This window comes from Bacteroides thetaiotaomicron VPI-5482, from assembly GCF_000011065.1.
Taxonomy (GTDB): domain Bacteria; phylum Bacteroidota; class Bacteroidia; order Bacteroidales; family Bacteroidaceae; genus Bacteroides; species Bacteroides thetaiotaomicron.
The window spans coordinates 3463190-3489893 of sequence record NC_004663.1 but is presented as its reverse complement, the minus strand read 5'-3'; the positions used below and the strand labels follow the sequence as shown (position 1 = coordinate 3489893).

Below are 26704 nucleotides of genomic sequence, written 5' to 3'. Positions count from 1 at the left end.
AATTGAATTTCACCCCAAAAGTTTAGTTTCTAACTTTTGGGGTGATTCTTTTTATATTGATAATACCTAATAGTTCCTTTACCTCTTTTTTATTTTAGCTTCCTCCTGAGATGACAATGAATGTCAGGCCCAAAATGAATAATATAAACATGACTCCCAAAAGTCTGTTTGTCGCTTTGGAGCTACCGGTAAATTCTTTCCAGATGAAAACACCCCAAAGGGCAGCAATCATCGGTGCTCCTTGTCCAAGTGCATAAGAAATGGCTGCTCCCGCTTTTCCTGCGGCAATGTAGCTTAATGCCGTACCTAATCCCCAGATGCATCCTCCGAGAATTCCGACCATGTGTGTACTTGCTTTTCCGGCAAAGTATTCCTTGTAAGTGACGGGTAGACCAACGAACGGACGCTTCATCACAAGTGTATTGAAGAGGAAGTTGCTTAGGAAGATTCCGATAGCAAAGATGAAGAATGCAGTATAAGGAGTTGCCATTCCGGTTGTCGGTGATTCAAAGTTGTTCAAATCCATGGCAGCGGCGACAAACCGGTAAAAGAATGACATCAGTATACCGGCAATAGCAGCAAGAATAATTCCCTTTTTGCTGTTATTGGTTCCCGCCTTTTGATTCTTACCGGCTGCAATACCGTTGCAAATGATGGCGATAACAATCAGCACGACTCCTGTGAATAGCCAGAACGGATCTCCTTTGGGGGAGCTGAAATAATTAATGAATACTCCCAATACCAATGCCAGTCCTACTCCCAATGGAAAAGCTACTGCCATTCCGGCAATGGATACTGAGGCGGAAAGGAGAATATTGGAAGCATTGAAAATAGCTCCTCCGATAAGTGCACTGGCAATATATGCCGCTTCCACTTGTTGGATGTCTTCCAGAAAACCTCTTCCCGAATCTCCGAAACTTCCTAGTGTGAATACCAGAAGTAGGGCGAACAGCAAGATGCCGATGGTGTAGTCCCAATAATAAAGTTCATAACGCCAATTCTTACTGGCCAGTTTTTGGGTATTTCCCCACGATCCCCAGCATATCATTGTGATAAAGCAGAAGATAATAGCTAAGGTGTAACTATTGACTATATACATAATGATTTTTTTTAAGATTTCAATTCTCTTTTCCTGTCACTTGTCTTATAAGTGCGTTGCGGGTTGCCCGAATATTTTCTTCCCCTTGAATAGTGAGATATTGGTGTTTACCGCTTTCAGAAGGAGAAAAAATACTTTGTCCGATACTGTCTATGGTGATTGTTCCCTTCTCGGATAAATTGAAATAATTATTCCCCGGTTCTATGGCTTGTAGCACGGATGTCAAATCCCATGTTTCTCTGTCATATGGCATTTCCTGATATATTTTATATGATACGCACAGAGGATGTTTATAACTGCCGGCAAAATCATTTAATATACTTTGATGAGGATATCGAATTTTGTTTCCTAGTTCCCATCCGCTGGCAATAATTGGAGTAGGCCATTCTTTGAAAGTAATTTGGGCTGCATTCAGATCATTAACAATGTTCCATTCAGGGAAGTCGAATTCATTACCATAGAGTCCTCCCATGACAGATAGTAATTTTACCTTTTGTGCTACCAAGGCTTTTCCATCCAGCTCGCTGTATTCATCTGCTTCCGAGATAAGCAAACGGGCTAGATTTGTTTCCGGGCCTAAGGCTATAAATACCACAGAATGATCTTCTTGCTCTGCCAGCAATTTACGCAACAGTTTATATCCTTCCAGAATATGATCTTTTAGGCTTCTTTTTGGATGTAATATTTTATTGTTGTCAATAATAGTATCCAGCGTTTGGCGGAGATAATGTCCGTCGTCTGTATTCATCCCATTATAAGCATAACCTAAAGGTATGTCGTATTTGTCGTTGAAACGACAATAAGCGTCAATATATTCCAGTGAATAAGGATTACACTTGCTTATAGTGATACCTAGCAAATCAATTTTTCCTTTTTTCTCATAATTAAGCAGCATTTGCATGGCTAAAACATCATCGATATCATTTCCAACATCCGTGTCGAGTATGACAGGAATTGCAGAAGTAGTCTCTTTCTGTTGTGCACAGGAACAGAATAAAGAGACGGTTATTAGAATGATTGCTATATATTTGAACATATCTTGGGTTTTTATAAGTTATTTCCAATATTCTCAATTGTATTGCTGGTTAATGATTGTTGCGAGGAATAATTTACTTTATAAAGTACGCCTCCTTTAGCATGGAGAGTCTGATTTTCTAAAGTTGCAGTTCCTTCTTTGGTAAATGTGCCATTTACATCATATCTTCCGGAAATGGTTTCTCCAAATTTACCATTCTCTAGTTTGAATTGAGAGTCATTCAAACTATAAATCAGTAAATAATTGTGCATATCTAATACGAAACCTAAAGAAGCATTATTTGTCTGGAATGTGATTTGTGCTCCAGTAGTACATATTAGTTGTTCTAATTTGTCTTTTGGCTGATTATCGTTAATATTAAATGCTGCAAAGTTCTCCGGTTTTACTTTGGCAACATCTATATAAGCTGCCGCCAAGCCTTTTATGAGACTACGAGTAGGAGGTGTAAAATCTTTTTCTTGTAAATCCCATGTATAAATTCCGTGGTCAATTTGGTCCGGTTCGGTGGTGTTGTTGATAAAGAAGTTACTGGTAGCCAAATCGTAAATATCATAGCCTCCTCCTAATGCGAAAGATGTCAAGATAAGACTCGGACTGTTTGCATAACTACCTTTGTTCTCGGCAACCAGCGCATAATTTCCTGCAATTGATGCGTATGCCATGACTTCATTTTTGAGATGTTTAACATTATCTTTATAAGCATCAACGCCAATGAAATCAATGCCTTGAAGATCGAATACATCTTTGGGGCGAGCATTAGTAGCCTCTGGAAATGGATTAATACCATCACCGTAAATTAGATTGACACGAGTTACTACTCTGTAAGAACTGTTTTTTACAGCTTTTCCTACAGTATTTAATGCATTTGTGATCATTGTCCAGGCCTTCTCTTTGCTTAGAGGGGGCCCATCCCGATATTTTAAATCTTTTTGGTCGATTCTCCAGCGCATTAACGCATCAGGTTCATTATGGATCTGAGCTGATATAACGGGGTGCTTGTCTCCATTTTGAGAATCCCAGTATCGGATGTGGTTAAATAAGGCGGTGATGGCTTTGGTTTCTCTCTCCAGTATCCATTCATCATCAAGAATCATGGTGTATTGATAACCATAATAGTTCCAAAAATTTCCTTCATCATTCCGGCTGAGCCTTTTGTTATATTCTTGAAGCACATATTGAGGTATCAGGTAGGAGAATGAATCTCCTACCATATTCGTACTGAACCAAAGTAATTCCATTTTCAAATTATACTTGTTGACGAACTGCAAGATTGAGTTTACGATACTATAATCGTACTTGTTTTCTTTAGGCTCTACCATATTCCATGAAATTGGAATTTGTACACAATTTAGTCCCAGTTCCTGAGCTTTCTTGAAGTAGTTTTCCACTTCATTAATAGTCATCTTGTCACAATTGAGAAGGGCATCAAGGCGTATTTGTGCACCAAGAAACGGAAAAGGTTTACCGTCAACAGAAACATATGTTTTGTTGTTTTCAGTCACTAGTTTACTTACTTCTATTTGAGAAAGTATTGGTTCGACGTATGTTTCATTATTATTGTCAGAACAAGCTGTTGCGAATAATGAAAAGAAAACCAGTGCGTAAGTTAGTATTATCATTCTTTTATACATAATTGGTCTTTGTTAAATTAGTAGATTATTGGATTATTGCGGGGTTCCTCCTCCTGTCATAGGCCAGCCCGGATTCTGATAGATAGGAGAAGAATCCAAATCACCTCCGGATGAAGTAACCAGAAAATGTTCTGCTGCTATCGGATCGAGATAGTGTGCCATATTCCATTTATAGCCGTTGTAAACAATGTTATTGGCTGTGATGTGATAAGGAGCAAGATAAGTACTGAAGCTACGTGGTGAAACATTTTCTCCTTCTTTAAGAATGGAGTTGCCGTTAGAATCTTTATACCAGTCCCAGCCATACATTTCCTGCCATAAATTCATTCCTAGGATATGGTAGGGTTTGGTAATCATCTGGTCCATTGAACGCCATCTATGTAAGTCCATGCTACGTAAACCTTCCGCCATCAACTCACATCTTCGTTCACGGCGGATATTATAACGTGTGGCATCAATAATTTCTCCGCCGGAATATGCCCCCCAATCAGTTTCTGCTTCTTTTGACATATCTGTAAGCCTGATTGTTTTGGTATAGTCCTCATCAATGCCGGCTCTGCGACGAATCGCTTTCCAGTACTTTTCTGCATAGGAGTCGAGTGAACCATGCAATTCATAATAAGCTTCTATATAGTTGAGATAGGCTTCGGCTGTACGGAATATGATAGAACCGACAATACTTTGAGTGTTATTTGTGTATTTCCCGTCAGGGTTTAATCCTTTGCGTAAGGCATAGCCTGTATTGTACTTTTCTGTAACAGAAGAGGCGGTTATATTGGGTCCCCATTCTTCTACTACCCCATGATCTCCTGCCTGAGTATGCAAATTTTTCTGTCCTGGCTTTTTGATGAAGATGTCTGCACGGGTATCCCTGTTTTTAGTGATATGAATGATATTATTATCTCCCCAATAAGATGAGTTTTCATCTGCCCACATCGGGGATGCATAAATAGGTTCTCCATTTTTAAGAATAAAGGCGTCAATCATGCTTTTAGTAGTGCCTACTCCATTGTTGCCGACACATCCGTATTGACAAACTTCATTTGCCACTCCTAATCCTGTGTTGTAGCGCCTCCATAAAAGTACTTCATTGTATTTCTCCATGTCAATATCGCAGAACATACTGAAATAAGGATTTTCAGGTTCCGAAGAAGTTTGTGGGAATACTCCTGTATTGGCAGTTAATATATTATATTTTTCTGCTATGATTTGTGCCGCTTTAATAGCTTCATCAAAGAAGAACTCTGATTCTTTTTCAATACTTCCGGATTTAAATGAGTAATTAGCATTATAATCTTTATTTGCTCCCGGCCATCCCGGTCCATTGGGTACAAAAGCTGTTCCTTTAAAATTCTTCAGCCATGAGCCTTCGTAAAGTGCGACCCTTGACTTGAGAAGGATAGCGCAGTCTTTGCTTAGCCGGTTCTTACCTCCGGAAGGAGCTATGTTTTGCATCATTTCTATAGCTTTGTCCAGATCAGATAAGATAAATCTGGCTACTTCATTTCGGGGGGCTCGTTTGCTGATTTCTATCAGAGCTTCACGTTCATTAGGATAAGTTTTAGTAATAATAGGAAAGTCGCCTAATGATTTTAATCTTTCAAAATACATGAAAGCTCTGAAGAAATACATTTCTCCGATATAGTGTTTGATATTGGTCGTGTTTCCGACAATGGCATTGTTTTCATACGATGGAAGCACATTTTCAAAGAAATAATTGCATCGGTAAATATCAGCGAAATACCATGAGCCTCCTTCTTGTCCTACTTTCCAGTATCCGGGTGCATACATTACGTTAGGTTGCATACCGGCCATATTATCTGTGTTATTGTCAATTTCAAAAGTTCCATATCCATAGGTGCCATGAGTAGGTAGCACTTGATATTGATCAGTAGCAAAAGCTGCAATATTACTTTCTGTTGTCAGATATTCATTTGGAGAAAGTTGATCAAGAGGTTCTTGATTTAGGAAATCATTGCAACTTGTCAAAAAGAGCACTCCGCTCAATAAGGTTGATATCGTAAGTCTTTTCATAATATCCTGTTTTTAGAATGTGACATTTAATCCAAAAGAGAATGTTCGGGATAGTGGGTAAACGTTTCCGTGTCCCCAACTACCGCCTTCGATTGATTCGGGGTCGAAGAAGTCAATAAGGCTCGTAATGGTGAACAAGTTTTCACCGGATGCGAATATCCTAAGGTGCTGCATTCCCATTTTTTGTACGATGTTGTGTGGCAAGCTATATCCTATCTGCAGATTCTTCAGACGTAGATAAGATGCATCTTGTAAATATTTAGTTTGTGATTGCTGGTTTTTATCGGTGTTGAATAAGGGTCTTGGATAGTAGGAATTCAGATTCGTTCCCAATGGACTGGCTTCGTCATTTCGGAAATAATCATCGTGTCCTTTTAGTGCTGTGGAAAACCAGGGCCCTTGTCTACCGTTTGCACCCCAGAAGTAGTAACTACCCTGAAAATAATCTCTTTTCAATGTTCCTTGCCAGAACATTCTGATATCGAATCCTTTCCAATCGGCGGCTAATTCCAGTCCTACATTATATCGGGGCGTGGAGTTACCTATTCTTTTTAAATCACCGTGATCTTGTAAGGTGCGGCTTCCGGCATCAATTTTTCCGTCTTCATTCAGATCTTTATACATAATGTCTCCGGCTTTCCAGTCTTGTCCGAGATTACTTTGTCCACCGTTGATTAATCTTCCGATGTGTTCGGCCATTTCCTGGTCAGATTGTGCAATGCCTATCGTTTCATATCCCCATATTTCACCCACGTATTTTCCGGCATAAAATCCATCTATCAGTCCGGAAGGATTTGAATAACGAGTAATCTTGGTACGACTGTCGGCAAGTGTAAAGCGGGCACTATAATTCAATCCATTATTTAACCGGTCTTTCCACATTAGTTCCAGTTCCCATCCGAATGTTTTAAGATTTGTATTATTGGAACTGGGAACGGCTGTTCCAAGGACTACAGGCAATTTCTCCGAAGGGCCGACCATATCGTCAGTTTTACGAATGTAATAATCAAAAGAGCCGGTTAGCCGATTGTTAAACAGGCCAAAGTCAACTCCGGCATTCCATGTACGGATTTTCTCCCAGGAGAGATTATAGCTGACGAGTGAAGGTGCCCAGGCAATATTGGCTAATGTTCCGTCAATGATCCATGATCCTGTTCCTGTACCGATTGTAGAATAAGTCGGATATAAAGAAGATGTATTTTGGTTACCCAAACTACCATAAGAGGCTCTGACCTTAAATGTGTTGACAACTTTGCTGACAGGCAGGAAGAATTTTTCTCTGGCTATGTTCCAGCCTACTGATGCGGAAGGGAAAAATCCCCAACGACTGTCACTACGAAATCGTGAGGAACCGTCATAGCGTAGATTTACTTCCAGAAGATATTTTTCCAGGTAATCATAATTCAATCTGCCGAAGAATCCGGCGGTAGCCCATCTGTTGTGTCCACCTGCTACATTCGGAGCAACTTTTTGGTTATTTGAATCCATTCCGGTAGAAGTGTTGATAGTCGGTTTTCCCGGATAAATGACTCCTAGCTTCTCAGCAGCTATATCTTTATAATTATTTTGTTCGGCTTGAAACCCGAAAAGAACTTTCATATTATGTGATTTTGCAAAGGTCTTTGCATAATCTGTATAGAGATTTACATTAAAATAATCGCTGGCATAAGTGCCTTCATGTACTTGGGAATCGTTATTCCATGTATTGCCCTTAGTCTTTCCGTCAACACCTGTCTGATGAACAGTTAAGTAATCCCAGTGTGAATATTGTGTATTGTATCGATAGCTTAAATCTCCAATCAGTCGCCACCCTTTGATAGGTTCTACCGTTATATTCAGTTGTTGGTAGAGCCAAGTGTTTCGTTCTTGTTTTTCACCTCCGTTTTGCATTTGGAGCACATGGTCGTCATATAGAATACCATTTGGGTCATAGAGAGGTTTGGTAGGCCAACATTGGCGTCCGATTTCGGCAAAAAAACTTTCATTAAGATGTGTCGGCTGTACATAGTCACTTCTGATAAAGCGAGTATTGAATCCGACTGATACTATTTTTGATAATTGTGCGTTGATTTTTGCAGATGCAGTATATCTGTTTGAGTATTCATCTCCGATTCTGAGCTCTCCATCCTGACCTAAATAGTTCGCTGATAAATAGTATTGTATTTTGTCTGTCCCGCCAGTAACGCTGATATTGTGCTCGTGTGCAAAGACATTGTCTTTGAAAAAATAGTCATAATAATCAATATTATCATTTCCTTGTGAATATCCGTCTGCCCATAACGAAGGATTATTGGGCACGGGGATGGTAGAATCGGTAATCTTGCCGGCCATATAGTCTTTGATGCGGTTTATCCTTTCTTCCGAGACCCAGTTGTAAGGTCCCCATCCGGAATTGGCAGCTGCATCATTATAGTATAAGGAGAACGTGTAAGAGTCTAATGAAGAAGGCATGTTGATAGGGCTACTTACACGAAAACTGTTGTTGTAGTTAACTTGCGCTTTACCGGCCTTTCCTTTCTTGGTCGTTACTAAGATTACTCCGAATGGCGCTCTGGAACCATAAATAGAAGAAGCTGCCGCATCTTTCAGAACTGAAATAGATTCTATATCCTGCGGATTAATGGAATAAATATCTCCTTCCATACCATCTATCAAGACTAGGGCACTTCCTGTAGAACCTTCTCCGATAGTTCCGACTCCACGTACATTGATCGATTGTTTCTGATTGAGACCTCCTCCCTGATTGCTATAAATATTCAAACCGGGAACCTGTCCTTGTAATGCCTGGACTGCATTGGATACAGGGATTGCTTCGAAGGCTTTCGAGTCAATGACTCCGACAGAACCGGTTAAATTAATCTTCTTTTGGGTACCATAACCTACAACGATCACTTCATCCAATAAATTGTCGTCAACTCCCAGTGTTACGTTTATCATTTTTCTATCACCTACTGTAAACTGGACTGTTTTAAATCCGATGTAACTGAATTCAATAGTTGAACTTGGATCCGCTTTCACTTGGTAGTGTCCGTTAAAGTCAGTGACGGTTCCGGATACTATATTCCCATCTTTTACTTTTATGGAAACTCCCAGTAGAGGTTCTCCATTATTATCTTTTACTGTTCCGGATACATAATTCTGAGCATATGTATTCATTGAACATAAAAGTAGGTAGCCCAGCAGGCAGATAAGCTTATGACTTGAGTTATAAGTTATCAGGTGGACAGCTTTCTTTAAGAGAGTAGAGTGTCGATTAGTTTTCATAATCCATGAAATTTAAAAGTTGAATGATAAGGCTAATTCTTTTTCTAACATGAAGTGTTTTACTTCATCGAGAGTAGGAATAGACGGTTGGGCACCAGAACGTGTAACAGCGATAGCTGCCGCGGCATTCGCAAAACTCAATGCATCTCGGTCTATTTCCCTTTGGGCACAAATTACAGCCAATGCACCACAGAACGTGTCACCTGCTGCAATAGTATCAATCGCATTTACTTTGTATCCGGGAAGCTGAATGATTTCTTTGTCGTTTTTCATATATACACCTTGACTTCCTAATGTGATCACAGCATTGCGTGCACCTGCCTGTAATAAGCTTAGAGCGATTTCTTCAAGATTATTTCCTGTATATTCAATTCCTGAGATGAAGGCTGCTTCCAGTTCATTGACGACTAGTATATCAATGGCTTTCATCAGCTCCTCATCAATCAGGCAGGCGGGTGCGGGATTAAACAATACCTTTTTACCTTTTTGTTTAGCCAGAAGAGCTATTCTTTTAATCGTTTCGTAAGGAATCTCGGCTTGCATAACTATGATATCTGCTTCGTCAATTACCTTTGAAAAATGAATAATTGAACCGGGTAATAAAGAATAGTTAGCTCCGGGAGCTACTGCTATGCAGTTTTCACCACTGTCGGCAACAAAAATGAGTGCAGTCCCTGTGGGCTGATTAACATCATCTATGATATAATCAGTAGTGATACCTTCTTTCTTAAAGTGTTTTTTTAGAATTTCTGCATACATATCATTTCCCAAAGAGGTAATGAACGTTACAGATCCCCCGAGTCTTGCTGCTGCTACAGCCTGATTGGCGCCTTTCCCCCCGAGGGATTGCATGAAACTGGCATCTCCGACTGTTTCGCCAGGCGCCGGGAGATGGTTGACTTGTGCAACCATGTCGATGTTTGAACTTCCAATAACTACTACTTTCATTTGAACAGATTTATGTGTTTAACCTAGGTCTTATCTCGTTTATAGCACAACTTCTCTTTTATAAGGAATCGCACTCTGTGCACCGATTCGCGTGACTGCTATAGCTGCCGCCGCATTGGCAAATTTCACAGATTTAGCGAGTGAATGCCCTTCAGACAGGCAGACGCTGAATGCTCCGCAAAATACATCTCCGGCACCTGTTGTGTCAATCGTCTCTACTTCCTTTGCGGGAATCATGGTATATTCATCTTTCTCTTTTACGTAAGCCCCGTCTTTACCTAAAGTAATGACAACATTCTCTATACCTTTCTCTCCGATAGCCTGAGCGGCACGATGAGCGCTTTCTATATTCATCACTTTGATTCCGGATAACATTTCCGCTTCAATGCGGTTGGGGAGTATGGTGTGCACGTTCATTAAGAATGAGTTGCTCAGGCTGGACGCGGGAGCCGGATTGAGGATTACCTTTTTCCCATATTTGCAAGCAATAGTAGCTGCATATTCCACTGTGTCTATGGGAATCTCAAGTTGCATGAGAATAATATCAGCTTCCTTGATTTTTTCTTCGGCTTTATTGATATCCTCAATAGAAAGCGAACGGCTTGCTCCCGGTGCTACGATAATGCTATTTTCACCGAAAGAATCTACGGAGATAAGTGCAACTCCGGACGGACTTTTCTGGTCGGTAAATATATATTCCGTATTAATTTTCTCTGATCTGTATATTTCCAATGCTTGCAGGCCGAACAAATCATATCCGATTTTGGATATGAAGGTGACTTCAGCTCCCAGTCGGGCGGCTGCAATCGCCTGATTAGCTCCTTTGCCACCGGGATTCATGTAGAAGGTTCCGCCTAGTATGGTTTCTCCGGGAACAGGTAGTCTGTTGGCTTTCACGACCATATCGGTATTGCAACTACCGATGACTACAATTTTGGGTCTATGAATTGATATAGTTTCCATAGTATTAAAAATTAAGACTATGCAAATGAAAGCAATAATCATGCATAGTTTTCTACATTAATAATTGGTTTATATAATCTCAAAAATGATATCTTATATTGGATTTTCCTTGTATAGAGGAGAGAATATAGAGGTAATGTGAAGCGAATTTATATAATTACAAAGAGAAAATGGAGATTTGAAAAGAGTGTTTTTATCGTCTGAAATACGAATCAAACACCTTACTCTTTAACATTCTTTTGCGCTAGCACGTGCTCTGAGGACTTCAGACAGTTTTTCTTTCCGAATTTTGGATTCCATCCACGCCGTAAAGTCAAAGAGGCGTAAAAGCTGACTTTCATATTTATTATTATATAATTCATGAATCTCAGGAGACAACTTTTCCCAAAATGCTTCTCTGTCTTTTTTCAGGATGGGAATATTTCTTTTATTCAGAAACCATAAAATGATACGTTCTGTTTTAAAAGTCTGCTCTTTGGGCGAAGATAGACTTCGGGTGATGGAACGGGATTCATACTGGATTAGCTCATGCTCCTGCACTTCATAAAAGACGATGAGGCGGACCAGACGAATAGTTCTCATTAAAGGCAGATACTTTATGTTATGGTCTATGATAGCGTTGCTGATATACTTTTTAGCAGTTTTATATTCTTGGTTACCAATGTGTACGAGTGTGGTGTAAAGCAATAATTCACTTTTTCGAATAGGGCCTAACCAGGCTTCTTTATCATAAAGTATTTCCTGGTAGTCTGCCATAAGTTGGGTACATTTCGAAAAATCTCCTTTATCCAGATAGGGAAATAGTTCGTATTGGAAGAGAAGGCAAGTTGCATTTACTTTAAATTCGAGCGAAGTGCTGTCTGATATAAGCTTTCTTAATTTATCAAGGAAGTAGGGGATTTCGTCATAGTTGCTCACAGACCGCAGGCTACCGAGTACTCCTTCGAGTACAGATAAATAGTATATAGGAGGATTTGACCAGAACTGCTGATTCTGCTCAAATAATGAGTCTAGTTCTTTGTATGAATTTAAGGCAGCTCTGTAATCGCCTGCTCCCATCAGGTAATTAGCCTGAAAAAGTTTATGGTTTCGTGTTAATTCAAAATTACCTTCGGAGTCTGAAGAAGCGGCTATATAAAGTTCGTTGACCATAAGGTCATTCATATCCTGTTTTTGCTTTACTGTTCTGATGGAGCCAATATGAGATAAACGATATTTCAATAAGTTGTGTAATGAAGATTGCTCTGTGATTTTCCGAATCTTTTTCAAAGCTTCATTTTGGATGAAGTGTTTGTGAAAAAGCTCCTGTTCTGTCATGTTGGGAAAGTTCAGACGGAGCAGATATTCCAGTTCCAGCTTCAAAGCTATCGTCAGAATTTCGTTGTTCTCATAGAATTGTGCTTGTTCTATTGTATTGGATAGTATTTCGAAACACTCTTCAAACAGAGAACGTTCATAAAGCATTCGGGCTTTGCACAAATTATTCAGCAGATCGTAATAGATATCTTTCTTTTTACGCAGGGTGAGTAACGTATCCGTCAGCTTTTCATATAAGTATTGAATGGATACTTCAAATGAGCCATTGGGCTTGCGTCTGTAAAATTCCTCTTTTACAGTATTTCCATTCGGTTGTTTACTCTTTATGATAATATCATAAATCACCAGATAGTCTTTTTCCTCCTTGTCCTTGATAACCTGTAGGGAGAAGTGCTTCTTTTCTGATTTAGATAACGAGTATATCAGGGATATAACGGAATCTACTCTTTTCATAGGGAACTCTTTGCATTAGTATTAGATTGCAATATTCGGGAATTTTTATGTAAAAAGCAAATCTGGCATTCTGTCACTTTGTGTTTTCTGTAGCTCTTTGTTGCGTATATTTGTGGGAAGAGGCCGGGCCTGTTCTGAAAATTGCAGGGAATTCTCATTTCCTCAGATCAGAAAAATATATTATAATGTGATTGAATGTTTTTCTGCCTTGAAAATTGAATGTTTGATAGTCTATCTGAAAATAATACTCATTTTGGATGGTTTTTCATAAGAAAAGCTATACCTTCGATGTACTTTTTAATAATAAAGATGAAATGTTGGATTTAAAGCAACTTACAGTTGAAGTATGCCGCATAGCTACCGAAGCTGGGCATTTTCTGAAAGAAGAGCGGAAAAACTTCCGTCGTGAGCGTGTTATGGAAAAACATGCGCATGATTATGTGTCGTATGTGGATAAAGAGTCTGAAGTACGGTTGGTAAAAGCGCTTTCTGCCTTGTTGCCCGAAGCAGGATTTATTACGGAAGAAGGCTCTGCTACTTATCAGGACGAACCTTACTGCTGGGTCATTGATCCGTTGGACGGAACTACGAATTATATTCATGATGAGGCTCCTTATTGTGTATGCATCGCTCTGCGCAGTCGTACCGAATTGCTTTTGGGAGTTGTGTATGAAGTCTGCCGGAATGAATGTTTCTATGCCTGGAAAGGAGGAAAGGCTTTCATGAATGGTGAGGAAATTCATGTTTCGGATGTCCGGGATATCAAGAATGCATTTGTGTTTACTGAATTACCTTATAATTATGATCAGTATAAACCGACGGCTCTCCATCTGATTGATAACCTTTATGGAGCCGTGGGAGGCATTCGCATGAACGGTTCGGCTGCGGCTGCAATCTGTTATATAGCTAATGGTCGTTTTGATGCATGGGCCGAAGCGTTTATCGGTAAGTGGGATTATTCGGCGGCTGCCCTGATTGTGTTGGAAGCAGGCGGTCGCGTGACTAATTTCTATGGTGACGACCATTTTATAGAAGGTCATCATATTATTGCAACCAATGGATACCTGCATCCTTTATTTTTGAAACTCTTAGCAGAAGTTCCTCCGTTGGATATGTAAGACTGCTGCGATTGTATAAATAGCTACTACTATGAAACACACATTACTTATAAAAGATTGGCTTTATTCTTTTTTGTCCCTTTGGTTTCCCCGTTGCTGCGTCGTTTGTGGCGGATCGTTGGCTAAAGGAGAAGAGTGTATTTGCACCATGTGCAATATAAACTTGCCTCGTACCGATTATCATCTTCGGAAAGACAATCCGGTAGAAAAACTCTTTTGGGGTAAGTTTCCTCTGGAACGTGCCACTTCTTTTTTCTTTTATCGCAAAGGAAGTGATTTTCGGCAAGTTCTCCACCAACTCAAATATGGAGGACAAAAAGAAATTGGTGCTATTATGGGACGATATATGGCATCCGAATTGCAGGCTTCCGACTTCTTTCATGGAGTTGATGTAATCATTCCCATCCCTTTGCATAAGAAGAAACAGCAGATACGTGGCTACAATCAAAGTGAATGGATATCGCGCGGGATTATGGCCGTAACAGGTATTCCGGTGGATACCGAAGCAATCATACGCCGGAAGAATACGGAAACGCAAACACAAAAGTCAGCTTTAGAACGTTGGGAGAATGTAGATGGAATCTTCGAATTGCATCGTTCGGAGTATTTGGCAGGAAAGCATATATTAATAGTAGATGATGTGTTGACGACTGGAGCGACTACCGTAGCGTGCGCTTCTCGGCTGGCAGAGATTGAAGGAGTACGGATTAGTGTGTTGACGTTGGCTATGGCAGAATAGGGTAGCTTGTCGTCTTCCCGAAGACTCTCTTTAATATATAAACTATAATGAATGCCAATGCTTACATTATGTTGTTGCTGTTCTACAAATAAGTACTTTCTCTTCATAAATTAATTCGTCCGCCTATGGGCAAACGCAACGTTGCCTATAGGCAAACTTTCGTCCGGCTATAGGCGGACGAAAGAATGCCTATAGCCGGACGAATTAATTCATGTACCCAAAGAACTTACTTTATTCAGATGGAAAGTTTATTGTTAACCTTTGAATCTTTAAAGTTTTATAGACCATCAAAAGACAAGAATGTTTTTGTGAATAAAAGAAGGGGATGAGAGTTTCGGTTTTCGGACTGACCCTCTATTTTCGAAGCAGGGGGGAGAAGAGCAGAAACAAAAAAGAGGTCTATCTTTCGATACACCTCTTTTTGCTCTTCCTCTTGGACTTGAACCAAGGACCCTCTGATTAACAGTCAGATGCTCTAACCGACTGAGCTAAGGAAGAATGTTGCAATCAAGAATTTCAGTTTTGCTCTTCCTCTTGGACTTGAACCAAGGACCCTCTGATTAACAGTCAGATGCTCTAACCGACTGAGCTAAGGAAGAATGTTTTTCTCAATTGCGATGCAAAAGTAGTAGGTTTTTTTGAAATATGCAATATCTTTGCAAAAAAAATATTGAGAATGGACAAAATAATAGGATTGGGCAACGCCCTGATAGACGTACTTGCAACCCTGAAAGACGATACACTCTTGGATGAACTGGAATTACCCAAGGGAAGCATGCAACTCATCGATGACGCTAAGTTACAGCAGATTAACACAAAATTTTCACAAATGAAAACGCATCTGGCAACAGGCGGATCGGCAGGAAATGCCATACTTGGACTCGCTTGTCTGGGTGCCGGAACAGGTTTTATCGGAAAAGTAGGAAATGATCATTATGGCGATTTTTTTCGGAAAAATCTGCAGAAAAATAATATTGAAGACAATTTATTGACCTCCGAACAGCTTCCTTCGGGAGTGGCATCCACTTTTATTTCTCAGGATGGAGAGCGTACTTTTGGTACTTATCTGGGAGCGGCCGCTTCTTTGAAAGCTGAAGATCTGACATTGGAGATGTTCAAAGGATATGCATACTTATTTATAGAAGGATACCTTGTTCAGGATCACGAAATGATTCTTCATGCCATCGAACTGGCTAAAGAGGCTGGCCTGCAAATCTGTCTCGACATGGCAAGTTATAATATCGTGGAGAATGATCTGGAATTTTTCTCCTTATTAATAAATAAGTATGTGGATATCGTTTTTGCAAACGAGGAAGAAGCGAAAGCATTTACCGGCGAAGAACCGGAGGAAGCTCTGAGAGTGATAGCCAAGAAATGCAGCATTGCTATTGTGAAAGTTGGAGCAAACGGATCTTATATCCGTAAAGGTACGGAAGAAATTAAAGTGTCGGCTATTCCTGTAGAAAAAGTTCTGGATACCACCGGCGCAGGCGATTATTTCGCTGCCGGATTTCTGTATGGTCTGACGTGCGGATACTCGCTCGAAAAATGTGCAAAAATTGGTTCTATTCTCTCGGGAAATGTTATTCAGGTGATTGGAACAACAATCTCTCCGGAGCGCTGGGATGAAATTAAGTTAAATATTAACAAGGTTCTGGCGGAATAACCAAGGTTTGAGTTACTTTTACGTCTCATTTTAATGAAAGATATATGAAAAAATTGCTGAATAGGCGGATAGCTCTTGTTTTGGTGGCTGTAATAGCTACTGTAGCTTTCTTTAGTTTTAAGAGTGGAGACGACCGCAATTTCCAGATTGCCAAGAATCTGGATACATTTAATGCGATTGTGAAAGAACTGGATATGTTCTACGTGGATACCATTGATCCGAACAAGACCATTCGCGAAGGAATCGACAATATGCTTTTCTCGCTGGATCCTTATACAGAATATTACCCGGAGGAAGATCAAAGCGAACTGGAACAGATGGTGAAAGGAAGCTTTGGAGGTATCGGTTCTCTTATTACCTATAATACGAAGCTGAAACGTTCCATGATTGCCGAACCGTTCGAGGGAACTCCGGCGGCCAAAGCGGGACTGAAGGCGGGAGATATCCTGATGGAAATAGACGGAAAAGATCTCCTTGGAAAGAATAATTCGGAAGTCAGCCAGATGTTGCGCGGACAGGCGGGTACGAGCTTTAAACTGAAAGTGGAGCGTCCTAATGAGAAAGGCGGACAAACCCCGATGGAGTTTACTATCGTACGTGAATCTATTCAGACCCCTGCCATCCCATATGCTACCGTGATGGATAATAAAGTGGGATATATCAGCCTGAGCACATTCTCCGGCAACCCTTCCAAGGATTTCAAAAAAGCATTGCTGGATCTGAAGAAACAGGGAGCTACTTCTCTGGTCATCGACCTCCGTAATAACGGTGGCGGTCTGTTGGATGAAGCAGTGGAAATAGCCAATTATTTCCTGCCCCGTGGAAAAGTAATCGTAACCACCAAGGGAAAGACGAAACAGGCAAGCAACACATACAAGACTTTGCGTGAACCGCTGGATCTGGATATTCCGATTGCCGTATTGGTAAACAGTGGTACGGCTTCTGCTTCAGAAATCCTGTCGGGCTCATTGCAAGACCTTGATCGTGCCGTTATTGTTGGTAACCGTACATTTGGAAAGGGACTTGTACAGGTTCCCCGTTCTTTACCTTATGGAGGAATGATGAAAGTGACTACTTCCAAATATTATATCCCAAGCGGACGTTGTGTGCAGGCGATCGACTATAAGCACCGGAACGAAGATGGAAGTGTGGGAACGATTCCCGACAGTCTGACTAACGTATTCTATACTGCTGCCGGACGTGAAGTACGTGACGGAGGTGGTGTAATGCCTGATATTACTGTCAAGCAGGAAAAACTCCCGAATATCTTGTTCTATCTCGTACGTGATAATCTGATTTTTGACTATGCAACTCAATACTGCTTGAAGCATCCTACTGTAGCTGCTCCTGAAAAGTTTGTAGTGACGGATGCTGATTACAATGATTTCAAGGAACTGGTGAAGAAGGCCGATTTCAAATATGACCAGCAGAGTGAGAAGATTCTGAAAACACTGAAAGAGGCTGCTGAATTTGAAGGCTATATGACAGATGCTGCCGAAGAGTTCAAGGCACTGGAAAAGAAGTTGAATCATAATCTTGACCGTGACCTGGATTATTTCTCTAAGGATATCAAGAGAATGATTGCTAATGAAATTATCAAGCGTTATTATTTCCAGAGAGGTGGTATTATCGAGCAACTGAAGGATGATGATGATTTGCAGGAAGCAATAAAGGTATTGAATGATCCTGCGAAGTATAAGGAAATGCTGAGCGCGCCGATAACGAAAGCTGAAAAGAAGTAACGTTGATTGTCATATATAAAATGCGGTGGACATTAGTAAGATGTTCACCGCATTTTATATATGCATATTATATTGGTTAGCCAATGGGAGCCCGGTGTAAGTGTTTTTTTTATAAAAAAGAAGGATAGCTTTTGCCCTACTAATCAGAATGTTCTATCTTTGCATCAATTACATTTTAAATGATTTACAATATGTCTACAGAATTATTCTCTACTCTGCCTTATAAAGTGGCAGATATTACACTTGCTGATTTCGGACGCAAGGAAATCGATTTGGCAGAAAAAGAAATGCCCGGCCTGATGGCTCTACGCGAAAAGTATGGAGAATCCAAACCGTTAAAAGGTGCCCGTATCATGGGATCATTACATATGACCATCCAGACCGCCGTACTGATTGAAACACTGGTTGCATTGGGAGCTGAAGTCCGCTGGTGCTCTTGTAATATATATTCAACGCAGGATCATGCTGCTGCTGCGATTGCTGCTTCCGGTGTTGCGGTATTTGCATGGAAAGGCGAGAATCTTGCCGACTACTGGTGGTGCACATTGCAGGCATTGAACTTCCCCGGCGGAAAAGGTCCGAATGTGATTGTAGACGATGGTGGTGACGCTACAATGATGATTCATGTCGGTTATGATGCCGAGAATGATGCTGCCGTATTGGACAAGGAAGTGCATGCGGAGGATGAAATCGAACTGAATGCCATTCTGAAAAAAGTATTGGCTGAGGATAAGACTCGCTGGCATCGTGTGGCTGAGGAAATGCGCGGCGTATCGGAAGAGACAACGACCGGTGTACACCGTTTGTATCAGATGCAGGAAGAAGGCAAATTGCTGTTCCCGGCATTTAATGTGAACGATTCGGTTACCAAGTCTAAGTTTGATAATCTCTACGGATGTCGTGAGTCACTGGCTGACGGTATCAAGAGAGCGACCGATGTGATGATTGCCGGTAAGGTAGTGGTGGTATGTGGTTACGGTGATGTGGGCAAGGGATGTTCGCATTCAATGCGCTCTTATGGTGCGCGTGTGCTTGTGACGGAAGTCGATCCGATTTGTGCGTTGCAGGCTGCTATGGAAGGTTTCGAAGTCGTAACGATGGAAGATGCCTGCACCGAAGGTAATATCTTCGTGACTACTACGGGGAATATCGATATCATTCGCATTGACCACATGGAGAAAATGAAAGATCAGGCGATCGTATGTAACATCGGCCACTTTGATAATGAAATCCAGGTGGATGCGTTGAAACATTATTCGGGCATCAAATGTGTAAACATCAAGCCGCAGGTAGACCGCTATTATTTCCCGGATGGTCACAGCATTCTTTTGCTGGCTGACGGTCGTCTGGTGAATTTGGGATGTGCGACAGGCCATCCGTCATTCGTGATGAGTAACTCATTTACCAATCAGACGCTGGCCCAGATCGAGTTGTTCAACAAGAAATACGAAGTAAATGTATACCGCTTGCCGAAGCACCTGGATGAAGAAGTGGCTCGCCTGCATCTCGAAAAGATCGGGGTGAAACTGACGAAGCTGACTCCGGAACAGGCCGCTTATATCGGTGTATCGGTAGACGGACCTTATAAGGCTGAACATTATAGATACTAATTTAATTGACAATTGACAGTTGACAAATGACAATGAACAGCTATATGGAACGAGTGATCTGCCGGGCTGTTATTGTTGACCATCAATTGTCAATTGTCAATTGTCAATTGTCAATTTTATGAAGAAGTTCCTTCCCGACTTAATTGCTATTTTAGCTTTTATCATCCTTTCTTTTGCTTATTTTTTTCCGGCTGATATCGAAAGTCGTATTCTGTTTCAGCACGATACGGTGGCTGGAGTGGGAGCCGGTCAAGAAGCTCAGGAATATCTTGAACGTACAGGAGAACGTACCCGCTGGACAAACTCTCTTTTTGGTGGTATGCCTACCTATCAGATGTCTCCGAGTTATGATTCTACCAAACCGCTGAAGTGGATAGAAAACATCTATCACTTGTATCTTCCATCTTATGTGGTGCTGACCTTCATCATGATGCTCGGGTTTTATATCCTTTTGCGGGCATTCGGGTTGTCTGTCTGGTTATCTGCTTTAGGGGGGATTATCTGGGCTTTCTCCTCCTATTTCTTTATTTTGATATCGGCAGGGCATATCTGGAAATTTGTCACATTGGCTTATATTCCGCCTACGATTGCCGGTATTGTACTGGCTTATCGGAAGAAATATCTGTTGGGAGGGATTGTGACTGCTTTGTTTATCGCGCTTCAGATTCAGTCGAACCATATTCAGATGAGCTACTACTTCATGTTTGTCATCCTGTTTTTTGTAGGAGCTTACTTTGAAGATGCTTATAAGAAGAAGGAGTTGCCGCATTTTTTCAAGGCAAGTGCCGTTCTGGCATTGGCTGCGATGATAGGAGTGTGTGCGAACCTCTCCAATCTATACCATACTTATGAGTATAGTAAGGAGACTATGCGCGGAAAGAGTGAACTGAAACAGGAAGGACCTGCTGCCAATCAGACCAGCAGCGGACTGGACCGTAACTATATAACGAACTGGAGTTATGGAATTGGTGAAACGCTTACTTTGCTGGTTCCGAATGTAAAGGGAGGGGCATCGGTTCCTTTATCCAAGAATGAGACTGCCATGGCAAAGGCGAATCCGATGTATAGTAACATCTATTCGCAGCTGACACAGTATTTTGGCGATCAGCCCATGACTTCCGGACCGGTCTATGTGGGAGCTTTTGTTTTATTTCTGTTTATATTGGGGTGCTTTATTGTTAAAGGACCGCTGAAATGGGCTTTACTGGGAGCTACTATCTTCTCTATTCTACTTTCGTGGGGAAAGAATTTTATGGGACTTACGGACTTTTTTATCGATTATGTACCGATGTATAACAAGTTCCGTGCCGTATCTTCTATCCTAGTTATAGCTGAATTTACGATACCTTTATTAGCGGTCTTTGCCTTAAAAGAAGTGCTGGCTAAACCGGAAATATTAAAGTTGAAAGAAAATCGGACAGGAGTAATTATCACTTTGGTATTAACAGCCGGTGTTTCACTGATTCTGGCTGTTGCCCCGGGAGTTTTCTTCTCTAGTTATATTCCGGCACAAGAGATGGCAGCTCTGCAGCAAGGACTGCCTGCCGAGTATTTATCTCCGATCATTACGAATCTGGCCGAAATGCGCAAGGCAATGCTGACTTCGGATGCATGGCGCAGTTTCTTTATTATAGTAGTAGGATGCTTCTTATTATTCCTTTATCAGCAGAAAAAGTTGAAGGCTTCTTTTACTATGACAGGTATCGTGCTTCTGTGTCTGATTGATATGTGGACTGTCAATAAGCGCTATTTGAATGATGAACAATTTGTATCGAAGTCAAACCAGACAGGAGCATTCGTTAAAACTCAGACGGATGAGATAATTCTTCAGGATACGGCTTTGAATTATAGGGTGTTGAATTTCGTAGGATTTCCCGGTAATACTTTCAATGAAAATAATACCTCATATTGGCATAAGAGTGTGGGTGGTTATCATGCGGCCAAGTTGCGTCGTTATCAGGAAATGATCGATCATCATATAACTCCGGAAATGAAGGATGCCTATCAGGAAGTTGCCGGCGCAGGCGGTGCGATGGATAGTGTGGACGCTTCCAAATTCCGTGTGCTGAATATGCTGAATACGAAGTACTTTATTTTCCCTGCCGGACAGCAAGGACAGACGGTTCCTGTTGAAAACCCTTATGCGTATGGTAACGCTTGGTTTGTGGATAAGGTGCAGTATGTCAATAATGCAAATGAAGAGATTGATGCGCTGAATGATATTCTTCCAACGGAAACAGCAGTGGTTGATGCGAAATTTAAAGATCAGTTGAAGGGTGTGACGAAAGGTTACAAAGACTCCTTATCTACCATTCGTCTGACCAGCTATGAACCGAATCGCCTGGTATATGAAACTTCTTCTGCTAAAGATGGAGTGGCTGTTTTCTCTGAGATTTATTATCCGGGCTGGCAGGCCAAGATTGACGGACAGCCGGTGGACATTGCCCGTGCTGACTATATCTTGCGTGTGATGAATGTTCCCGCAGGCCAGCATACGATTGAGATGTGGTTTGACCCGCAGAGCTTGCATGTTACGGAAAGCATAGCTTATGCGTCACTGGCTTTATTGCTGATCGGGGTGATGATTCTGATTTGGTTCAGCAAGAAGAAGTTAATAACTCCGAAAAAAAAGGAGGCTGAGAACTCTTAAACTTTTTTCTGATCTTGTACTATATTGTACTCTATATACCTTAAGCGGCTCTCTTCATCCCGAAGAGAGCCGCTTATGCATTCACTAAAAAATTATGAAAAACAAACGCTGTTTTGCTGTTAATTGATTTTATATTCCAAAGTTAAGTGGTTCTTTAAACAGAAGAAAAGGAAATCGACAAAGGGCGAAGATTTGTCTATTAAATATAGTGATATTATAATAATTAAGGTGGATATCAGGACTGAAAAAGGAAAATATGAACATAAACAGTCGATATATGGATAGTCCCATTTTGTCGCAACCCATTAAATTTGTGCCTGAATATAGAGCGATTATTATGAAAAGACTATTGTTCATTTTTACCTTTTTTTGCCTCCTTGCCATTCATGGAGGCGCACAGAATATTCTGACTCTGGAGAACTGCCTTCGTATAGGGATTGAGAACAATCTCTCTTTACAGGGAAAACGAAAAGCGATGCAGAAAAGTAAGTATGGCATTTCGGAGAATCGGGTGAAGCTGTTGCCGCAAATCAATGGCTTTGCCAACTTTAATGATAATATCGATCCGCCTGTCTCAGTAACTGACGGTTCTTCCTATGGAGTACCTTATAATATTACCCGAACGTTGCAATATAGTGCCAATGCCGGGATAGAATTGCAGATGCCACTTTATAATCAGACTCTCTATACTTCGATTTCCATAGCAGAGATTGTGGATGAGATGAGCCGGCTTTCGTATGAAAAGGCACGGGAAGATTTGATCTTGCAGATCAGTAAAATGTACTATCTGGGACAGGTTACTGCGGAACAGATTGCATTGATAAAAGCCAATATCACCCGATTGGAAGAACTGAGAGATATCACACAGGCTTTCTTTGATAATGGAATGGCAATGGAAGTTGACTTGAAGCGGGTGAATATCAATCTGGAAAATCTGAAAGTACAGTATGACAATGCGCAGGCGATGATGACGCAGCAGCTTAATATGCTGAAGTACATCATGGATTATCCGGCAGAAAAAGAAATCGGCCTGTTGCCGGTCAATACGGATAGTATCGCTACGGTTGCTTTGACCGGGTTGTCGGAAAACCTCTATGAGCTTCAGTTGCTTCAATCACAGGTGCAGCTGGCAGAGCGGCAGAAACGATTGATAAGTAATGGCTATATTCCTTCTCTCAATCTGACGGGAAACTGGAGGTTTGCCGCTTATACTGATGAGGCTTATCATTGGTTTCATTCCGGTCCGTCCAATCATTGGTTCCGTTCTTATGGGGTGGGACTGACTTTGCGTATTCCTATTTTTGATGGTTTGGATAAGAAGTATAAGATCCGGAAAGCAATGATCGATATCGAAACCATGAAACTTTCACGGTTGGATACACGGAAGAATCTGCAAACACAGTATTTGAATGCTGTAAATGACTTGATGAATAACCAGCGGAACTTTAAAAAACAGAAAGACAATTATCTGCTTGCCGAAGAAGTGTATACGGTTACTACCGACCGCTATCGGGAAGGAATCACTTCAATGACTGAAGTTCTGCAGGATGAAATGCGGATGAGCGAGGCACAGAACAACTACATTAGTGCACATTATAATTATCGGGTGACCAACCTGATGTTACTGAAACTAACCGGACAGATCTCATCCTTGTTCAAATAACAGATAACTAATTGAATCATTCATATGGAAACAATGGACAATAATACAATCTCCAGTACGCATCAGGAGAAAGCTAAGAAAATGAGAAAATTACGCCGCTGGCAGATTATAGTAAGTCTGTTTGGAGTTGCTGTGATTGTTTGGGGAGTAATTGAAATTGTTTTTCTCTTTCTGGGCTATAAGCAGACGGAAACCAGCAATGATGCGCAGATAGAGCAATATGTGTCACCTGTCAATCTGCGTGCATCGGGCTATATTAATAAGATTTATTTTACGGAACATCAGCAGGTACGTAAAGGTGATACCTTGCTGGTGCTGGACGACCGCGAATATAAAATCCGGGTGATGGAAGCTGAGGCTGCATTGAAGGATGCGCAGGCAGGCGCCACTGTGATAAATGCTACCTTGCAGACTACACAAACGACTGCATCTGTGTATGATGCGTCTATAGCTGAAATAGAAATCCGGCTAGCAAAACTGGAGAAAGACCGTCAGCGGTATGAAAATTTGGTCAAACGAAATGCGGCGACACCTATCCAGTTGGAACAGATTACAACAGAGTATGAAGCTACCTTTAAGAAGCTGGAAGCAACCAGGCGCCAGCGGGAGGCGGCTCTTTCGGGAGTGAATGAAGTATCTCACCGTCGTGAGAATACGGAAGCTGCCATCCAGCGTGCTACGGCTGCGCTTGAAATGGCACGGCTGAATCTTTCGTATACGGTTGTACTGGCTCCTTGCGATGGCAAGTTAGGCAGACGTTCTCTGGAAGAAGGGCAGTTCATTACAGCAGGGCAATGCATTACATATATTCTGCCCGATACACAAAAATGGATTATTGCTAATTATAAAGAAACGCAGATAGAGAATCTCCGCATCGGGCAGGAGGTGGCTATCACGGTAGATGCTATCAGTAAGAAAGAGTTTACAGGCAAAGTGACTGCTATTTCCGGAGCGACAGGTTCTAAATATTCGTTGGTGCCGACTGACAATTCTGCCGGAAACTTTGTGAAAATACAGCAGCGTATCCCTGTCCGTATTGATTTTACGGATTTATCGAAGGAAGATAATGATAAGCTGGCGGCGGGTATGATGGTAGTAGTAAAAGCTAAACTCTGATAGCCATGCCTTCGTGTCCTAGAAATTATCCTTTTTACAATTGGGTGCCCAAACCGATAGGTATTATTATTCTGCTGTTCTTTTTCCTGCCGATTCTTTCGGTGGGCGGGGTATACTCCGTGAACAGTACCGAGATGATGAGCGGCTTGGGTATTATTTCCGAGCATATTCAGTTTGCCAATTTTGTGACTTCCATCGGTATGGCGGCATTTGCTCCCTTCTTGTATGAACTAGTTTGTATACGACGGGAGAAACTGATGTGTATCGCAGGTTTTGCACTGATGTATGTATTCAGCTATGTATGTGCCAAAACCGACAGTATCTTTTTGCTGGCACTCTGCAGCCTGCTGACAGGGTTCCTGCGTATGGTACTGATGATGGTCAATCTGTTTACGCTGATCAAATATGCTTTTGGCATGGAGGCAACGCGTAATATTACTCCCGGCATGGAACCGAAAGACGCGACGGGATGGAATAAACTGGATATCGAAAAATGTATCAGCCAGCCGGTAGTTTATCTGTTTTTTATGATCCTGGGGCAAATGGGTACGGCGCTAACGGCTTGGCTGGCTTTCGAATACGAATGGAAATATGTATATTATTTTATGATGGGTATTCTGCTGCTGTCCATTCTGATACTGTTCATTACGATGCCTAATCATGGTTTTGCCGGACGTTTCCCTATCAACTTCCGCAAATTCGGCAATGTGACCGCATTTTGCATATCATTGACGTGCATCACTTATGTGCTGGTTTATGGCAAGGTGCTGGATTGGTATGATGATCCATCTATTTGCTGGGCAACGGCGATCAGTATCCTTTTTGCCGGGATTTTTCTTTATATGGATGTTACCCGGCGGTCTTCCTACTTTATTTTGGGGGCGTTGAGGCTGCGTACCATTCGTATGGGGGCTTTGCTTTATTTATTGCTGATGATTATCAATTCCAGCGCAATGTTTGTCAATGTGTATGCAGGAGTCGGGATGCACCTGGATAATTTGCAGAATGCATCGCTGGCAAACTGGTGTATGGTCGGTTATTTTATCGGTGCCTTGATTTCCATTGTATTGGGGTCTAAAGGGGTGCATCTGAAATATCTTTTTGCTCTTGGCTTTTTCTTTCTGGCATTGTCGGCAGGATTCATGTACTTCGAAGTGCAGACAGCCGGACTTTACGAACGAATGAAGTATCCCGTAATTATTCGTACCATCGGAATGATGATTTTATATGCATTGACGGCAGCATATGCCAATCAGCGGATGCCTTTCAAATATCTTTCGACCTGGATTTGCATCATGCTTACCGTCCGTATGGTACTGGGACCGGGTATCGGAGGGGCTATTTATTCAAATGTACTGCAGGAGCGCCAGCAACATTATATTACCCGTTATGCACAAAATGTTGATCTGGTAAACCCCGAAGCTTCTGCTTCGTATACCAATACCGTGCAGGGAATGCAATATCAGGGAAAGAGTGAAACGGAAGCGCATAACATGGCTGCCATGTCCGTCAAGGGGCGGATACAGGTGCAGGCTACGCTCTCTGCTGTGAAAGAAATGGCAGGGTGGACTATTTATGCAGGCGTTATTTGTATGATTTTTGTGCTCGTAGTGCCTTATCCCAAACGAAAATTGCTAACTTAGTATCGTTTTTCA

The 26704-nt window shown here is 41.4% G+C and carries 17 protein-coding genes and 2 tRNA genes; 9 read left to right on the top strand and 10 right to left on the bottom strand.

What is annotated here, in order from left to right; all coding sequences use genetic code 11:
• Nucleotides 1-94: 94 nt before the first annotated feature.
• The 8 genes from BT_RS14245 to BT_RS14210 all read right to left on the bottom strand — a co-directional run bounded on the left by BT_RS14245 (nt 95) and on the right by BT_RS14210 (nt 12745).
• Entirely contained in the window at nt 95-1099 is a 1005-nt protein-coding gene (locus BT_RS14245) for a GRP family sugar transporter (RefSeq protein ID WP_011108492.1), read from the bottom strand.
• Nucleotides 1100-1118: 19 nt separating this feature from the next.
• A complete protein-coding gene (locus BT_RS14240) occupies nt 1119-2135 on the bottom strand; it encodes a nucleoside hydrolase (protein ID WP_008761954.1) in 1017 nt (338 codons plus the stop codon).
• An 11-nt stretch (nt 2136-2146) separates the two neighbouring features.
• Entirely contained in the window at nt 2147-3754 is a 1608-nt protein-coding gene (locus BT_RS14235; protein ID WP_225011823.1) for a DUF4969 domain-containing protein, read from the bottom strand.
• Between the two features lie 45 nt (nt 3755-3799).
• Entirely contained in the window at nt 3800-5800 is a 2001-nt protein-coding gene (locus BT_RS14230) for a RagB/SusD family nutrient uptake outer membrane protein (RefSeq protein WP_008761956.1), read from the bottom strand.
• 12 nt (nt 5801-5812) lie between these two features.
• Entirely contained in the window at nt 5813-9064 is a 3252-nt protein-coding gene (locus tag BT_RS14225) for a SusC/RagA family TonB-linked outer membrane protein (RefSeq protein WP_008761957.1), read from the bottom strand.
• A gap of 12 nt (nt 9065-9076) precedes the next feature.
• A complete protein-coding gene (gene rbsK, locus BT_RS14220; protein WP_011108490.1) occupies nt 9077-10012 on the bottom strand; it encodes a ribokinase in 936 nt (311 codons plus the stop codon).
• Between the two features lie 39 nt (nt 10013-10051).
• Nucleotides 10052-10975: a ribokinase gene (rbsK, locus tag BT_RS14215; protein ID WP_008761960.1), complete on the bottom strand. Its 924-nt coding sequence runs from the start codon at nt 10973-10975 to the stop codon at nt 10052-10054.
• Nucleotides 10976-11203: 228 nt separating this feature from the next.
• Nucleotides 11204-12745, bottom strand: a complete 1542-nt coding sequence (locus BT_RS14210; protein ID WP_008761961.1) for a hypothetical protein — start codon at nt 12743-12745, stop codon at nt 11204-11206.
• Nucleotides 12746-13059: 314 nt separating this feature from the next.
• Here BT_RS14210 and BT_RS14205 point away from each other — a divergent pair, with 314 nt between their 5' ends.
• Together BT_RS14205 and BT_RS14200 are read left to right on the top strand one after the other, a co-directional pair.
• Nucleotides 13060-13863, top strand: a complete 804-nt coding sequence (locus BT_RS14205; protein ID WP_011108488.1) for an inositol monophosphatase family protein — start codon at nt 13060-13062, stop codon at nt 13861-13863.
• A gap of 31 nt (nt 13864-13894) precedes the next feature.
• On the top strand, nt 13895-14602 hold the full coding sequence (locus tag BT_RS14200; RefSeq protein ID WP_011108487.1) for a ComF family protein: 708 nt from the start codon (nt 13895-13897) through the stop codon (nt 14600-14602).
• 424 nt (nt 14603-15026) lie between these two features.
• Here BT_RS14200 and BT_RS14195 read toward each other — a convergent pair.
• Nucleotides 15027-15100 (bottom strand) — tRNA-Asn (locus BT_RS14195).
• Between the two features lie 27 nt (nt 15101-15127).
• A tRNA-Asn gene (locus BT_RS14190) sits at nt 15128-15201 on the bottom strand.
• Between the two features lie 77 nt (nt 15202-15278).
• On the opposite strand from BT_RS14190, the gene BT_RS14185 reads away from it, so the two are divergent.
• From BT_RS14185 to BT_RS14155, 7 genes are all read left to right on the top strand, one after another.
• Nucleotides 15279-16268, top strand: coding sequence for an adenosine kinase (locus tag BT_RS14185; RefSeq protein WP_011108486.1), 990 nt, complete (start codon nt 15279-15281; stop codon nt 16266-16268).
• Nucleotides 16269-16312: 44 nt separating this feature from the next.
• A complete protein-coding gene (locus BT_RS14180) occupies nt 16313-18010 on the top strand; it encodes a S41 family peptidase (protein ID WP_008765353.1) in 1698 nt (565 codons plus the stop codon).
• 191 nt (nt 18011-18201) lie between these two features.
• Nucleotides 18202-19620, top strand: a complete 1419-nt coding sequence (gene ahcY / locus BT_RS14175; RefSeq protein ID WP_055229256.1) for an adenosylhomocysteinase — start codon at nt 18202-18204, stop codon at nt 19618-19620.
• A 118-nt stretch (nt 19621-19738) separates the two neighbouring features.
• Nucleotides 19739-22270 carry a YfhO family protein gene (locus BT_RS14170; RefSeq protein ID WP_011108484.1) on the top strand — a complete coding sequence of 844 codons (2532 nt, stop codon included), beginning with the start codon at nt 19739-19741 and terminating at the stop codon, nt 22268-22270.
• Nucleotides 22271-22607: 337 nt separating this feature from the next.
• Nucleotides 22608-23933, top strand: a complete 1326-nt coding sequence (locus tag BT_RS14165) for a TolC family protein (RefSeq protein ID WP_008761968.1) — start codon at nt 22608-22610, stop codon at nt 23931-23933.
• 24 nt (nt 23934-23957) lie between these two features.
• The gene (locus BT_RS14160; protein WP_011108483.1) at nt 23958-25049 is read left to right on the top strand and encodes an HlyD family secretion protein; all 1092 of its coding nucleotides are present in this window, start codon (nt 23958-23960) and stop codon (nt 25047-25049) included.
• Between the two features lie 5 nt (nt 25050-25054).
• Nucleotides 25055-26692, top strand: coding sequence for an MFS transporter (locus tag BT_RS14155; protein WP_008765358.1), 1638 nt, complete (start codon nt 25055-25057; stop codon nt 26690-26692).
• Nucleotides 26693-26704: the final 12 nt, after the last annotated feature.

Coding starts and splice junctions, on each gene's coding strand:
- BT_RS14165 (WP_008761968.1), top strand. CDS start 22,608: ATGAAAAGACTATTGTTCATTTTTACCTTTTTTTGCCTCCTTGCCATT.
- BT_RS14210 (WP_008761961.1), bottom strand. CDS start 12,745: ATGAAAAGAGTAGATTCCGTTATATCCCTGATATACTCGTTATCTAAA.
- BT_RS14240 (WP_008761954.1), bottom strand. CDS start 2,135: ATGTTCAAATATATAGCAATCATTCTAATAACCGTCTCTTTATTCTGT.
- rbsK (WP_011108490.1), bottom strand. CDS start 10,012: ATGAAAGTAGTAGTTATTGGAAGTTCAAACATCGACATGGTTGCACAA.
- rbsK (WP_008761960.1), bottom strand. CDS start 10,975: ATGGAAACTATATCAATTCATAGACCCAAAATTGTAGTCATCGGTAGT.
- BT_RS14155 (WP_008765358.1), top strand. CDS start 25,055: ATGCCTTCGTGTCCTAGAAATTATCCTTTTTACAATTGGGTGCCCAAA.
- BT_RS14205 (WP_011108488.1), top strand. CDS start 13,060: ATGTTGGATTTAAAGCAACTTACAGTTGAAGTATGCCGCATAGCTACC.
- ahcY (WP_055229256.1), top strand. CDS start 18,202: ATGTCTACAGAATTATTCTCTACTCTGCCTTATAAAGTGGCAGATATT.
- BT_RS14230 (WP_008761956.1), bottom strand. CDS start 5,800: ATGAAAAGACTTACGATATCAACCTTATTGAGCGGAGTGCTCTTTTTG.
- BT_RS14185 (WP_011108486.1), top strand. CDS start 15,279: ATGGACAAAATAATAGGATTGGGCAACGCCCTGATAGACGTACTTGCA.
- BT_RS14160 (WP_011108483.1), top strand. CDS start 23,958: ATGGAAACAATGGACAATAATACAATCTCCAGTACGCATCAGGAGAAA.
- BT_RS14245 (WP_011108492.1), bottom strand. CDS start 1,099: ATGTATATAGTCAATAGTTACACCTTAGCTATTATCTTCTGCTTTATC.
- BT_RS14225 (WP_008761957.1), bottom strand. CDS start 9,064: ATGAAAACTAATCGACACTCTACTCTCTTAAAGAAAGCTGTCCACCTG.
- BT_RS14170 (WP_011108484.1), top strand. CDS start 19,739: ATGAAGAAGTTCCTTCCCGACTTAATTGCTATTTTAGCTTTTATCATC.
- BT_RS14235 (WP_225011823.1), bottom strand. CDS start 3,754: ATGATAATACTAACTTACGCACTGGTTTTCTTTTCATTATTCGCAACA.
- BT_RS14180 (WP_008765353.1), top strand. CDS start 16,313: ATGAAAAAATTGCTGAATAGGCGGATAGCTCTTGTTTTGGTGGCTGTA.
- BT_RS14200 (WP_011108487.1), top strand. CDS start 13,895: ATGAAACACACATTACTTATAAAAGATTGGCTTTATTCTTTTTTGTCC.